The organism is Flavobacterium shii, from assembly GCF_025847235.1.
Lineage (GTDB): Bacteria > Bacteroidota > Bacteroidia > Flavobacteriales > Flavobacteriaceae > Flavobacterium > Flavobacterium shii.
Genome location: NZ_JAOZEW010000008.1, coordinates 22,800 through 37,548 on the forward strand (window position 1 = coordinate 22,800; position 14,749 = coordinate 37,548).

Genomic DNA, 14,749 nt, shown 5'->3' on the forward strand with positions numbered 1-14,749 from the left:
TTGTGTTGTTTCGTGTTTTATGAATGCAAATTTAAAACTAATTAAAAGAGCAAGCAAGAAAGTATTCAGTTTTCAGTATCAGTATTCAGTTGCAGTTTGTATACTGATACTGAATACTGATACTAAATAATTACTTCTTCAAAAGTGTTGTATTAAATAAATTCAGGATTCTATCGTATTCATCAATCCAAGAATAGGTTTCTTTAAATCCATGTGCTTCTACCGGAAATGACGAAAGACTCCAATTCTTTTTACCTAATTCGATAAAACGTTGAGACATCCGTACAATATCCTTGTATTCTACATTATCATCGACCATACCGTGAAGCATCAATAAATTTCCTTTTAGATTATTTGCAAAATAAATCGGTGAGCTTTTTTTGTAAGCATCAGGATCAGTCTCAGGAAAATTAAGAATATTACCTGTATAGCCATGATTATAATGAGCCCAATCGGTAACAGAACGTAATGCAGCACCCGAAGCAAATTCACCCGGAGTTGTAAGCATTCCCATCAAAGTAATAAAACCACCGTAAGAACCTCCATATATTCCTACTCTATTGGCATCAATTCCATAATTATCAACTAGATATTTTTTTCCGTCTATTTGATCCGACAAATCTTTTCCGCCCATAAAACGATATATCCCAGTTCTTACATCACGACCGTAACCATCACTACCTCTATAATCAATATCCAAAACAGTATAACCTAAATCTGTTAGCATATTATGAAACATATATTCCCTGTGGTAATTACTCCAATAATTATGTGCATTTTGCAAATAACCAGCTCCATGAACAAATAAAACCGCTGCTTTATTAGACGTTTCGGCTTTTGGAGTATATAACCTCGCATAAACAGTAGTTCCATCCTGCGCCTTAAACGTAATAACTTCTGGTTCTCTCCATTGGTATTTTTTAAATTCTTCTGTAGTCGAAGACGTTATTTGCTGTAACATTGTATTCTTTTTATTCTCTGCAATATATAAATCCCAAGGTTTGTTTTTATAAGAATAACGTACTAATAACGTTTTTTCATCTGGAGATAAACTTACTTCATGTGCACCATCTTTGGTTAAAATAGGTTCAAGAACCCCATTGGCAACAGCCAGTTTATAGAAGTTTCTATTACCAGGATGTGTTGTATTTGTTGTTAAATAGAAAGTCTTTTTATCTTTTGATAAAGCCACATTCCTTACTTCCCAATTACCGCTAGTAAGTTGTGTTTTCTTTTTAGTTTTTAAATTATAAGTATATAAATGAGAATATCCCGTAACTTCCGATTGAAAGTAAATAGTTTCATTATCCGAAAGGAATCCAAGAGTTCCCGAATCAAAAGCGTAAGATGGAATTCCGGGACCACCTATCCAAGCTTCGTCATGCTGATGTTCTATTTCCTGAAAAGTCCCTTTGTCCAAATCAAGACTTATCAACCATCTGTCTTTATTATCCTGACTTCTTATTTCGGCTATAGCCAATGAACCACTTGCATTATAAACAGGAGCCTGAACAGTAATTAGCTTATCTGCTTTTTCTTTATTCTTAAGTTTTTCGTACGAATCATAATATTTAGGAACGTCCTGAATATGACTTAAGGTAGAAAAATTGACAAAATAAACAGAATCTCTAGCAACAGAATATATTCCGAATTTAGTCTTTACAAAATTATTTACAGAAACTTTTTCTTTCGTTTCGGGCGATTGATTATACCCGTCGGCAGTAATAAAAACTTCCATTGTTTCTTTCTTAACATCTACTTTCTCGATTAAACTAAATGTTGCAAAATTTCCGTTTGGATTCACTTTAAGACTTGCAAAATCATCTTTCTTTCCATAATAATATCCCTTAGGAAAATCAGATTTAACACTATTCTTTTTAGTTTTATTCCATTCTTTTTTAGCTGCTGCATCTCTAATAAACTGGAATAATTCTTTCTGTTGCGTTTTCAAAAAAGAATCTTTGTTTGACTCCTTCACGTCATTATCTTCACTATTAAAATTTGATATTTGTACAATCGTTCCTTCTTTGGCATTGTACTTAAACAAATTGTTCTTTTGCTGAAAAAACAAAATCCCAACTTCAAAGCCTAATTCTAAATTAGAAATCGGATTCGATTGCTGGAATATTTTTTTTGAAACTTTATTATTTATAGAGTAAGAATATAAACCGCCGTTATCGATGTAATAAACAATATCCGATGTTAGATTTCTTTTAAAATCCAATTGCGAAAAAGCTGCTTCTTTTGGCTGAGCCAATACAGGTTTGGTCATTCCTTTTTCCCAATAGTAAGTACTTAAACCTAATTCATTATTTGGATTCCAATCGAAGTAAACCTTTTTTCCATCCAAACTCCAATGTTGGTTGGTTGGTTGAACTCCAACAAAAGAATCCCCTTTCATGATTTCTTCCAGCTTCAGGTTTTGACTTTTGCCTGATATTGAAAAAACCAATAAAGCAATTGCAAAGATATTTTTAGTCATTTTTATATTATTTGATTAACACAAAAATACACTTTGAAAGCAATTAAAAAAATCTTTCTTTAAGTCGTAGGAGAGAATTTAACCGCAAAGGGCACAAAGGAATACGCAATGTTCGCAAAGATTTAAAACCTAAACCAATTTGTGTAAATTAGTGTAATTCGTGGCAGAAAAAAGGCTTACGCAGATTTAGCAGATTTATTTAAAAATCTATTTAATCCTTATTAATCAGTGGCAAGAAAATATTCAAAATAATTTGTGTGAATTCGTGTAATTTGTGGCAGAAAAACAATAAAAAATAGAGACATGCTTTTTTGCAGAAAAAACCATGTCTCTATATTATATCCTAAATTGTAGCCGAAACTTTTCCCAAAACATTCTCAGATAAATATTTCGCTACACCATCTTCTCTATTTGTTGCTATAACTTCGATATGTGACAACTCATTTTTTAAATTTTGAGGTGCATTACCCATAATCAAAGCTTTTCCTGTAGATGACAACATTTTTAAATCATTAAAACCATCACCGAAAGAAATAGCTTCATCAAAAGTCGCATTTTCTTTTTCTAAAACTTTGGCAATTGCAACACTTTTATCTACAGATTTGTCCATAAACTCCAAACAATTAGGCAAACTAAAAGCATGGTGTAAAACATCTGAATTTTTACTTAAAATAACATCTTTTAATGCAACCAATTTTTCATGGTTATCATGAGTAAAGAATATTTTTATGGCTTTGTAGTCTTCTATTTTTGAGTAATCGACCAATTCCGGATGATAAATTAAATCGGCTTGAAAAGCATTTAGTTTTTCGCTCATTCTATTTGTTAACCAAACGTTTTCTTTAAATAAAACGGTAGTTATTTCCGGGTCTATATCTACGCTCAAAGCCGATTTTACAACGTCACTTTCTATATCAAAAGCAAAAAGTTCTTTTTTCTCTGGCGAATGAATACGTGCTCCATTAGAACTTACCAGATAAACCGGAATTCCCAAACTATCAATAATTGCCATTGCATCAAGATGGTGACGTCCTGTAGCGACAATTATAAGATATTTTTGATCGTAAAGTTCTTGAAAAACTGATTTTGTATAAGGAGAAATTTTATGGTCTGGATTAAGTAATGTACCATCTAAATCGGTAATTATTACTTTTATTTTTTTAGATTCTGAATTCATATTGAGTGTCAAATATTTATTATTTACAAATTTATCGCTTTGTTAATTGGCAAGCAAAGAAAACTGAGAAATCTGAATCAAATAAGTTAAACTTTACTGTTTATTTAACATAAATTAACTAAGCCAACAAAAAAATATTCGTTTTATGCATTTCTATAAAAGACATGTATAAAACGAATATCATTAAATATCAAAACACACTTCACGATTTACATTTGACATTTCTTAAAATAGTTCACAATCCTAATCGTTATTTTCAATTTGCTTGTAAGCATCAATTACTTTTTTCACAAGCCTGTGGCGTACAATATCTTTATCATCAAGATAAATAATTCCAATTCCATCTACATCTTTAAGAACCAATATAGCTTCTTTAAGACCTGAAATAGTTCTTCGAGGTAAATCGACCTGACCTGGATCTCCTGTAATCATAAATTTGGCATTTTTCCCCATACGGGTCAGGAACATTTTCATTTGAGAATGTGTCGTGTTTTGTGCTTCATCCAGAATTACAAAAGCATTATCGAGAGTACGACCACGCATGAAAGCAAGTGGTGCAATCTGAATAATTCCTTTTAAAATGTAATCTTCGAGCTTTTCATTTGGTAACATATCGCGCAAAGCATCATAAAGAGGTTGCATGTATGGATCTAGTTTTTCTTTCATATCACCAGGTAAAAAGCCAAGGTTCTCCCCCGCCTCTACTGCTGGTCGTGTAAGTATGATCCTTTTTACTTCTTTATCTTTAAGTGCTTTAACCGCCATTGCAACACCTGTATAGGTTTTTCCTGTTCCGGCTGGACCAACAGCAAATACCATATCATTTTTTTTAATGGTATCTACCAATAATTGTTGGTTAGGCGTCATGGCTTTTATAATTTTACCCCCCACACCATGAACTAATATTTTATCATGATCGTATGATTTTTTTTCATCATGACCGTCCATAATAACGCGTTCAATTACATTGTCATCAATGTTGTTGTATCGGGTAAAATGCAACATGAGCCTTTGAAATCTTTTTTCGAATTCATCTAAAACTTCTTTTTCGCCGAATGCTTTTAAAGTAGTCCCTCTTGCTACTATTTTAAGCTTTGGGTAATACTTTTTAATTATTTCAAGATGAGTGTCTTGAGCGCCCCAAAAGTCTTTTGGAGCGATGTCTATGAGCTCGATTATTCTTTCGTTCAAATGAGGTAGTTTTAAATTAAAATTAATTTTTTTTATAAATCAAATGGCTGTCGGGTTCTTTTTTTAGTTTTCAGTCCCAGTGTTCAGTTTCAGCCACCATTTATGTTTTCAACGAAATCTCACTTCTTAAAAAAAAAGCTATTTCGTTTATAAACTGAATGCTGTAACTCTGAACCGAGACTACTATAATTTTACTTATTTTTAAAAATACAATTTGTCTTTTCTTTCCTTCTTTTTTGCGTTTACTATTATTAGCTTTGCATTTCTCAAATTTAATAAAAATTAGATTTAAATACTATCAATAGTTATAAACAAAATGATGTCAATAATTACCCTTACTACCGATTACGGCTTGAAAGACCACTTTGTAGGTGCGCTGAAGGGGAAAATTTTATCCGAGTACTCCGAGGCTACAATTATAGACATTTCGCATGACGTCGATCCCTTTAATACTTCCGAAGCGAGCTATATTATTGGTGCATCGTATTTTAGTTTCCCAAAAGGTACCGTACATCTTATTGGTGTCGATATAGAACGCAATAAAGAGAACCAACATATTGCTATGCAATGGAACGACCACTACTTTATTTGCGCCGATAATGGTATTTTAAGCATGCTTACGCAAAAGATAGTTCCGCAAAAAATAGTTTTCATTAATATACACGACAGATTACCTGGTGATGCCAGTGATCTAGATGTTTTTATAAAAGTTGCCTGCCATATTGCCAAAGGTGGTTTACTGAATGTTATCGGGAAAGAAACCCAAAGCATCAAGCAAATAACCGAATTACAATCGATAGTTTCAAACGACGGAAATTCTCTAAAAGGATATGTATCCTATATTGATCATTTCGGTAATGTAGTAACCAATATTTCCAAAAAGCAATTTCTGGAAGTAGCGCGAGGTCGTCAGTATGAAATTGTTATGAAGCCAAAAAGCATTAAAACTATTTTACCAAACTACTCTGCAATAGCCAGTTCCGAAAAATATCCAATTAAAACCTATGAAGGAGAAAAACTAGCCATATTTAATGAAGCAGGTTTTCTTGAGATTGCCATTTTCAGGAGTAATCCATCAAAAGTTGGTTCGGCAAATAGTTTACTAGGACTTAATTATCGGGATACAATCTTAATCCAGTTCAAGAATTAAGAAACGAAATTTAGAGTTTAATCCTAATAACATTTAGATTCTTAAAATAGTTTCTCATAACTAGAAAAAATAGTATAGAAAAGAACAATCTATTTTGGTATTTTTGCGCGCATATAAGCCATTTCCTGAATTAAGATAATCCAAAATTATAAAAATGCTTGTTCGAATAGTAAAGATGAGTTTTCACGAGGATAAAATCCCAGCTTTCATGGAAAATTTCGATAATGTGAAAAGCAAAATACGAAATGCTCCTGGAAATAGTTTTTTAGAATTGTATCAAGACAAAGACAATAAAAATATATTTTTCACTTACAGTTATTGGGAAACCGAAGCCGACTTGGAAAATTACCGACAATCGGAACTTTTTAATACGGTTTGGTCATTCACCAAAACCTTATTCAATGCCAAACCAGAAGCTTGGAGTGTAGACAAATTAGTTTCTTTAGTTTAAACGAAAATAAAAAATTGAACCATTAAGAGATTAAGATAAATAAAGACTTTAAAACTTTGCGAGCTTTGCGTATCCCGAGGCTTCGGGACTGCGAACTTTGCGGTTAATTTTCCTGCCACTGATTGGACATCTTTAAACCTTAAACAAAATAAACGCATAACAGAATAAACAAATTAACGTTAAAATATGAAATCAATCGTTTTACGAGAAATAAAATCTTTTTTTGGATCTCCCATTGGCTACTTAGTCATTGCCATTTTCCTTATTAGTAATGGCTTATTTTTATGGGTATTTCAGGGAGAATACAACATCCTTAATACTGGTTTTGCCGATCTTACTCCTTTCTTTACATTAGCTCCTTGGATTTTAGTATTCCTGATTCCGGCTGTAACCATGCGTAGTTTTTCTGATGAGAAAAAACAAGGTACAATCGAATTATTGCTTACAAAGCCTTTGAGCATTTGGCAAATTGTAAACGGAAAATTTATTGGATCATTGCTTTTAATCATAATGGCAATTATTCCAACTTTCATATATGTAAAAGTAATTTCGAGTTTAGGAATGCCCGAAGGTAACATCGACATGGGAAGCACAATTGGTTCTTATTTTGGATTATTATTCTTGATTGCAGCATACTCTGCTATCGGAATTTTCACTTCTACTTTATCCGAAAATCAGATTGTAGCTTTTATTATAGCCGTGTTTTTATGCTTCTTTTTATATTTTGGTTTCGAAGGTTTATCAACTTTAGTTCCTGGTTATATGAATTTGATTTCATCATTAGGAATGCAAAATCATTTTAAAAGTATGAGCCGAGGCGTTATCGACACACGCGATGTAATTTATTTTTTAAGTATAACGGTGCTTTTTCTTTCGTTTACTGTATATCAACTAAAATCTTTTAAATCGTAATGAAAATTTCTTCTCAAAAAAATATAAAAACTTTACTGATTACAATTGCGATTTTAATTGTACTAAATATTGCTGGTACTTTTGTATTTCATCGTTTTGACTTAACCAAGGACAAAAGATATACTTTATCGCCAACTTCGTTAAATATCATCAAACAGGTTCATAATCCGTTGTCTATAAAAATTTATATGCAAGGCGATTTACCTGCCGAATTTAAACGTTTGCAACAAGAAACGCAGCAATTACTGGAAGAGTTTCAAGCCTATAATAAAAATATTGTTTTTGAATTCGTAAACCCTTTAGAGAACGAAGACGAAAGCATGGATATGGTTAAAGAACTATATCGAAAAGGACTTACGCCGGTAAATATAACTGTCGACGACAAAGGAAAACAGTCTCAGGCTATGGTTTTTCCTTGGGCTATTGCCGTGTATAATAATAAGGAGGTTAATATTCCTTTGCTAAAAAATCAAATGGGAGCTTCGACTACCCAAAAAGTAATTAGCTCGGTACAACATTTGGAATATTCTATTGCCGATGCATTGAATAAAATTACCAAAGAGAAACAAAAAAAGGTTGCGATTATAAAAGGAAATGGCGAATTGAAAGAGATTTTCATAGCGAAGTTCCTAATGCAAATTCGCGAAAGCTACCACATTGGACCATTTACTTTAGACTCTGTAGCCAAAAATCCAATTGGAACTCTAGAGGCATTACAAAAATATGACTTGGCTATTATCGCTAAGCCTACTGAAGCATTTACAGACGGCGAAAAACAAGTTCTGGATCAGTTTATCATTAACGGAGGAAAAACATTGTGGCTTGTAGATCAGGTAAATGCCGAAATGGATAGTTTATACAATCAATCCGGTGCTACGCTGGCTTTCCCGAGAGATTTGAATCTTAATGATATGTTCTTTAAATACGGATTTAGAATCAATCCTGATCTGGTAAAAGATGAACTAGGAAGTCCAATTAAACTGGCTTCGGGAGAACAAGGAAGCGCAACGCAATACCAACAATTCAATTGGAAATATGCACCACAGGTTTATCCAGAAAGCAAACATCCAATTGTAAAAAACTTAGGTGGAATTAAATTTGATTTTGCAAACCCAATCGATACCTTGAAAAACGGTATTAAAAAAACGGTTCTATTGCAATCATCTCCTTATTCGAAAAAGATCGGAACTCCAGCCGAAATCAACTTAAATATTGTAACGGAACAAACATCTCCAAAAGATTATGTAAACACTGGGAATTTCCCTTTATCGGTTTTATTAGAAGGAGATTTTCATTCGATGTACGAAAATCGCATATTACCTTTTGAACAAAAAACATTTCAGACAAAAGGAAAAGCAACCAAAATGATTGTGATTTCCGATGGTGATTTAGTCCGAAACCAATTGGATAAAAACCTTTCGCCTGTAGAATTAGGTTACGATCAGCGCTCTGGAAATTTATATGACAACAAGGATTTCTTAATGAATTGCGTTAATTATTTACTGGATGATACCGGACTTATTAACATTAGAAGTAAAGATTTAAATTTACCTTTATTGGATAAAGAAAAAGTTTATCGAGACTATACCATTACACAATTCATAACTATCGGACTACCAATTCTTATTTTATTACTCTTTGGTATTGTGTTTACTTTCCTCCGAAGAAGGAAATACAGTAAATAGATGTTAATAAAAAATTTGCAATACTAGGATTGTTTACGATATATTTGTAAAATGTATACTAGTTTTTAATATAGCTAAAATATATCCCAAAAAATAAAACAAAAGAGATGAAATTTATAGTATCGAGTTCGTACTTATTAAAGCAATTACAAGTTTTAGGTAGTGTAATCAATAGTAACAATACGTTACCTATTTTAGACAACTTTCTATTTGAATTAGACAATAATGAATTAACAGTTTCTTCATCGGATCTTGAAACGACGATGTCTGCAACTTTAGCGATTGATTCTACAAGCAAAGGAAGTGTTGCAATACCTGCAAAATTATTACTTGAAATCCTTAAAACATTTCCAGAACAACCTTTAACATTTACTGTTGAAGATAATAATACTGTAGAAATTAGTTCAAATTCAGGAAAATATGCTTTGGCATATGCAGCTGGAGAAGAATTTCCAAAATCTGTAAATCTAGAAGAGCCTTCGGTTACTTTAGTTCCTTCAGATGTTTTGGCAACAGCTATTAGCAAAACGATATTTGCTGCTGGTAACGATGATTTACGTCCTGTAATGTCTGGAGTATTCTTTCAGTTTTCACCAGAAGGATTAATATTTGTTGCTACAGATGCTCATAAATTAGTAAAATACGCTCGTACAGATGTTAAAGCATCTCAAGTTGCCGATTTTATCATGCCAAAGAAACCTTTGAATATTTTAAAAAGTATCCTTGGATCTTCTGACGCTGAAGTAAAAATCGAATACAACGATTCTAATGCTACATTCTCATTCGACAACTACATCTTGATGTGTCGTTTAATCGATGGGAAATATCCAAACTACGAAGCTGTAATTCCAAAAGAGAATCCAAATAAATTAATGATAGATCGTTCTTTATTTTTAAGTTCAGTACGTCGTGTGGCTATTTTCTCTAATAAAACTACACACCAAATTCGTTTAAAAATCGCTGGAGCCGAATTAAATGTTTCTGCCGAAGATATCGATTACTCAAACAAAGCCGAAGAAAGATTAACATGTGATTACCAAGGTGATGACTTGCAAATAGGATTTAACTCACGTTTCCTTACCGAAATGTTGACCAACTTACAATCGGATATGATTATGCTGGAAATGTCTTTACCAAACAGAGCAGGAATCCTGACTCCTGTTGATGGTTTAGAAGATGGGGAAACCGTGACTATGTTGGTTATGCCAGTAATGCTAAACAGTTAACATTTAATTATGTTTTTGTTATATTTGATTTTTGATATTCAAATATAATACTTATCATTGCATAACAATTACGCTATTAACCAACCATTTTTATACTTAAAAACCCGCAGCTTCTTTATAGAAATTGCGGGTTTTTTACTTTATCTGTTATTTCGCTAAGCTTCCAAAGGGTTAATAAAGTAGCACTAAGCTTTTCTGCAATATTGTCTTTCTGAAGTGGAGTCGAAGAATTCTCATTGTAGCTCTACAAAGATTATAGAGTTCTTATGCAATTCTCTCCTATGTCGGGATGATATAAGTTTGTGTATAGATTGAGCACCTTTCTCCGAAACTTCGGTACGCTCAGGGTGACTGCAGTAACCACAATCATAAACAAATATAGATTTACTCTACTCCCAACAATCTATTATCATCTTTCTTCTTGGCTCTATTCTCTCACATCTATAAGTCTTTCATCTCACACCTCTAAATCACACCCATTTTTTGCATTAAGAAAGTAGCGCTTTTATTTTTACAAATCCCTTCTCTAAGTTTATAGTCAAAATGCAATTCGTTATTTTTTATTTCAACCTCAAAACATTGGTTCGTTAAGGTTTCAGGAAATTCGTTTGTCGTTAAGCAAACTTCGATATCATGGGTTGCGATTGCTCCGATTGCTTTTTTGGCAATAATCTTTTTCACGACCTCAATAGTTCCATTACGTTTATCATCTGAGTTTGTACCTCTTAAAATCTCATCTAAGAGCACAAAAGCAGGTTTGTCCTCCAGTGCATCCATAATTTGTTTTAAACGCTTAATTTCGGCAAAAAAGTACGATTCACTATCTGATAAAGAATCTGATAGTCGCATCGAAACCAAAACGGGTAACGGATGCATTGTAGCTTTATTTGCGCACACTACAGAACCTATTCCTCCCAAAACCATATTAATACCCAAACTACGCAAAAAAGTGCTTTTTCCGGACATATTAGACCCAGTTAAGATCATAAACGATTCCGGGAAAAACTTAACTTCATTCCCAACTCTTGTTTCAGGATTTAACAGTGGATGACTTAGATTAGAAAAACCTATTTTAAAATCGGTATTTAACTCCGGAAATACAAAATCTTCATTGTTATAAGCAAAGTTGGCTAAGCTGTTAAGCATTTCAAATTCACCAATTACATTCATCCATTCTTCTAGAACAGCTGCATGACTCGTTTTCCAATTCAACAGATTTTTTAAAACATGAAGATTAAATAAAAAGATACCATTAAACAATAAAGCGGTTACAAAATTATTGATCGTGTCCATGTTCGAAAACAACTCAGATAATTGTTTTAAATGAGCACTTGCCTTGGCATTCTTATAAACCAATTTATTTTGTAGCGCAATTAATTTATCCGACTTAAATGTTTCGTTTTCGATCTCCTTTACCAATAAACCATATTGCTTGATAATTTTATCAATATTCTCGGCTTTAGCAATTTCAGTTTGAATTCTTTTAAAGAACATCCCTAAAATAGTCGTATTCAGAATAAACGCAAAAGTTATGTAGGATAAAAATAACACATTCGATGTAACAAAATATGCAATTACGAGCGCTCCGAAAATAGCGGGTAAAACATACATTAATACATACATTATTTTTGAGAAAGGAGCACTTTTACTATCCTTCCAATTCAATAATGCCTGATAAGCTTCTTTAGTATCCTGCCCAATTGTTGCAAGTGCTAAAAATTCCTGACGCCAATCTAATTTTGACTCAAGTTCATAAATAGCATCTTGATTTTGGGTAATTTCGTCATTAGGTAAGGTATATTGCAACTGATCTGCCAGTGTCTTTTTTCCAACAAAAGTTCCTGTTCTGTTAAGACTTTGAAATAAAGAATGATCTCCAAAAATATCCAAATCATAAACATATGGATGATGGAAGTCGATGAACTCTTGTCCGTTTTCAAAAGGTAATTTTTCCCTTTTTAAAAAAGTAATTTCATTTTTATTAATTCTCAAAAGTGCCTCTGTAAGCTTCTTTTTAAAAGACAACTTCGAATGAATACGCATTAAAACAATAAAACCAATAAATAATAAAACCGCGGAAACGAGGTATCCTGAAGTATCTGTTTTAAGATAATAATAACCTAAAACTAAGCAAAAAACAATACTCAAAAGTCGTAATAAACTAATGCTATTATATTTTTTATTGATAGCACTTAAAGCATCTGAATAACTGCTGACCTTTTTTTGATATTGTTCCATTGATTTAAAGTAATTATTCCTTTTTAGAAATTATATTGAAATACAAATATAAGTTTACAGTGACGAAATAACTACTTTAAATACTAGGAATATTACTTATTATTTTAGCTACTGAATAAAAGTCACTATAGCTAAAGTTTAAACTTATAAACACATAGTTTTTTGTCATATTGAAAGTTCAGTAATTGTACATTCTCGAAAAGACGCAAAAAAATAGTATAGCTGTCTTTGATTTGTACCATTTTAAAATGAGTGAGGATAATCTTTTAAATTTTACGGATATACCGTAAAACAAAAATAAAATTTAGTTTTTATTTTACATAAACAACAACAAATCAAACACATAAGCAAAGCTCACTTTTTTAATAAATATGCTAGCATTAAAAATTGTTTAGCTAAAATAAGAAAGAAAATAACTGTTTTTTTTAAGATATTTAATTATTAATAATGGCAAGATTACGATATTAAAAGTAAAAACGATATTGGATTAAGCATTATGAAAAAACGAATCGATTCTTTTAAATGGATTGTTCCATATTGAATCAAAAAAATCAATATAGGCTCAATAATACAAATTACTATTAATCTTTAGATTACAATCTAAATAAGACATCATATGGTAAATTCATTTACCAAAACAAGACTCGAGTGAAGTTCAACATCTTAAAACTTCTAAAAAAAATTAAGATGAATTAATTAAAAAATTTTATTTATTATGAAAAAACAAAATCAAATTATTGAAAAAAGTAAGCTTTCTGATTTAAGAAAAATGCATGGGGTAGCGTTATTAGCAAACCTTAAAGTTATTCAAGGTGGAGCAAAAATTATACTGGGTGGAGCATTGTTACAAACCCCTCCAGATAGACTAGATTCAAACGAATAAATTTATTAATAAAAAGTAAGGTTTTATTTTAAAATAAAACCTTACTAAATAAGAAAAAATATGGATAAACTATTCTTTAATTTTGAAGTTGACCTTGGATTAGATTTATTAAAAATAATTATTGACGATTCCTTAATAAGCGATAATTATAGTAACTATGATAAACTCCAAGATGACCAAGAGTTATATTTAGAGCCGTTTTTAATAGCTCATTATAACTTAACTAATCTAGATAAATATCCTTTAGACCAAATCTTATATGGTTATTTTGATAATCAGAAAGATGCAAAGAACATAGAGGTTATTTCAGATCAAAAAGGTATTATTTATCTACCAAAAATTGGATATTTCTTAACAAGTTTGCCAAATAACATTTTTGTTATTAGTATGAATAGTAAGAAGCAATTTATACTCAAGGATAAAACTTCAAACAGAATAATTGATTTCATATTTGAAAAATTAATCTATGTAGGCAACACTTCTATAGAGATACTAAAATACAATCATCAATATATTTATAATAAATTTGAAAACGATCAAAACCTAAAAAAGATAAACACTAATAATATCTCTACAGATAAGATAATAAAATACAGCGAAGTCTTGAATGAAGGTTATGAACTAATAAAAAGTGTTGATAAGGCTCAATATAATGAAATTCAAAAACTTGTAAAAAGAATAATGTTTTTTGATTGTGGTTATTTTATGAATTTCACCTCTATGGATTTTCAGGGCAATATTTTCATAAGCACATATAATGCAGCAAAACCTTTAACTTTTATTGATACTTTAATTCATGAAACATCTCACTTAGCACTTAATTTAATTTTAATGAATCATCAAGATTACTTTGTAATAGATCCATTTGAATTAAAATTCAATTCACCATTTTTCAAGAAGTCTATAAAAAGAGGGCTGTATCATTCAATACATGCAACATATGTTTTGGCTAAATTGGTTAGATTTTATGATAAATTATATGATTCAGGAAAATTAACCGGAATTAAAAAGTATGAATTATTAGGTTTATTTTTATTAGATATTAGATTACTGAAGGAAGCTTTGTCTTATATAAGTGATCAAAATCTATATACAGAAAAAGGTAAGGCTTTGTTTTATGAAATGAAATCAATATACGATACTGTATCTAATAATAAAAAAGATCTAATTAATAAATATAAAATTCCTGAGGAACATACAGATCATAATGCTGCAGTATTACCAAGATTCTTTGAAGCTGAAGATTTTCTTAAAGTTAATAATTTGACACTTTAATCTATTCTGGAAAAAATAATATACCTAAAGTTATGCAGAATTTACAGATACAGAGAATCTTCATGTTAATACTCATAGA

11 protein-coding genes are annotated in these 14,749 nt (G+C 31.2%); 7 read left to right on the plus strand and 4 right to left on the minus strand.

All coding sequences use genetic code 11. The features are described 5' to 3' along the window. Positions 1 to 130 precede the first annotated feature (130 nt). From OIU83_RS09135 to OIU83_RS09145, 3 genes are all read right to left on the minus strand, one after another. On the minus strand, positions 131 to 2,482 hold the full coding sequence (locus OIU83_RS09135; protein WP_264205947.1) for a S9 family peptidase: 2,352 nt from the start codon (positions 2,480 to 2,482) through the stop codon (positions 131 to 133). Positions 2,483 to 2,825: 343 nt separating this feature from the next. Beyond that, positions 2,826 to 3,659 (minus strand): Cof-type HAD-IIB family hydrolase, encoded by an 834-nt coding sequence (locus OIU83_RS09140; RefSeq protein ID WP_264205948.1) that lies wholly within the window; start codon positions 3,657 to 3,659, stop codon positions 2,826 to 2,828. 243 nt (positions 3,660 to 3,902) lie between these two features. Beyond that, complete coding sequence (locus tag OIU83_RS09145; RefSeq protein ID WP_264205949.1) at positions 3,903 to 4,850, minus strand: PhoH family protein; 948 nt, start codon at positions 4,848 to 4,850, stop codon at positions 3,903 to 3,905. A 319-nt stretch (positions 4,851 to 5,169) separates the two neighbouring features. Here OIU83_RS09145 and OIU83_RS09150 point away from each other — a divergent pair, with 319 nt between their 5' ends. The 5 genes from OIU83_RS09150 to dnaN all read left to right on the plus strand — a co-directional run bounded on the left by OIU83_RS09150 (position 5,170) and on the right by dnaN (position 10,274). Then, on the plus strand, positions 5,170 to 6,000 hold the full coding sequence (locus OIU83_RS09150) for an SAM hydrolase/SAM-dependent halogenase family protein (protein WP_264206045.1): 831 nt from the start codon (positions 5,170 to 5,172) through the stop codon (positions 5,998 to 6,000). Between the two features lie 154 nt (positions 6,001 to 6,154). Next, the gene (locus tag OIU83_RS09155; protein WP_264205950.1) at positions 6,155 to 6,451 is read left to right on the plus strand and encodes a putative quinol monooxygenase; all 297 of its coding nucleotides are present in this window, start codon (positions 6,155 to 6,157) and stop codon (positions 6,449 to 6,451) included. Positions 6,452 to 6,637: 186 nt separating this feature from the next. Continuing rightward, positions 6,638 to 7,363 carry a gliding motility-associated ABC transporter permease subunit GldF gene (gldF, locus tag OIU83_RS09160; RefSeq protein ID WP_264205951.1) on the plus strand — a complete coding sequence of 242 codons (726 nt, stop codon included), beginning with the start codon at positions 6,638 to 6,640 and terminating at the stop codon, positions 7,361 to 7,363. Continuing rightward, positions 7,363 to 9,048, plus strand: coding sequence for a gliding motility-associated ABC transporter substrate-binding protein GldG (gene gldG, locus OIU83_RS09165; RefSeq protein ID WP_264205952.1), 1,686 nt, complete (start codon positions 7,363 to 7,365; stop codon positions 9,046 to 9,048). Before gldF ends, gldG begins: the two co-directional genes overlap by 1 nt. A 107-nt stretch (positions 9,049 to 9,155) precedes the next feature. Continuing rightward, complete coding sequence (gene dnaN / locus OIU83_RS09170) at positions 9,156 to 10,274, plus strand: DNA polymerase III subunit beta (RefSeq protein ID WP_035627362.1); 1,119 nt, start codon at positions 9,156 to 9,158, stop codon at positions 10,272 to 10,274. A 465-nt stretch (positions 10,275 to 10,739) separates the two neighbouring features. Here dnaN and OIU83_RS09175 read toward each other — a convergent pair whose 3' ends face one another. Beyond that, a complete protein-coding gene (locus tag OIU83_RS09175; protein ID WP_264205953.1) occupies positions 10,740 to 12,512 on the minus strand; it encodes a MutS-related protein in 1,773 nt (590 codons plus the stop codon). 715 nt (positions 12,513 to 13,227) lie between these two features. On the opposite strand from OIU83_RS09175, the gene OIU83_RS09180 reads away from it, so the two are divergent. Continuing rightward, complete coding sequence (locus OIU83_RS09180) at positions 13,228 to 13,395, plus strand: hypothetical protein (RefSeq protein ID WP_264205954.1); 168 nt, start codon at positions 13,228 to 13,230, stop codon at positions 13,393 to 13,395. Positions 13,396 to 13,455: 60 nt separating this feature from the next. Then, entirely contained in the window at positions 13,456 to 14,670 is a 1,215-nt protein-coding gene (locus tag OIU83_RS09185; protein WP_264205955.1) for a hypothetical protein, read from the plus strand. Positions 14,671 to 14,749 lie beyond the last annotated feature (79 nt).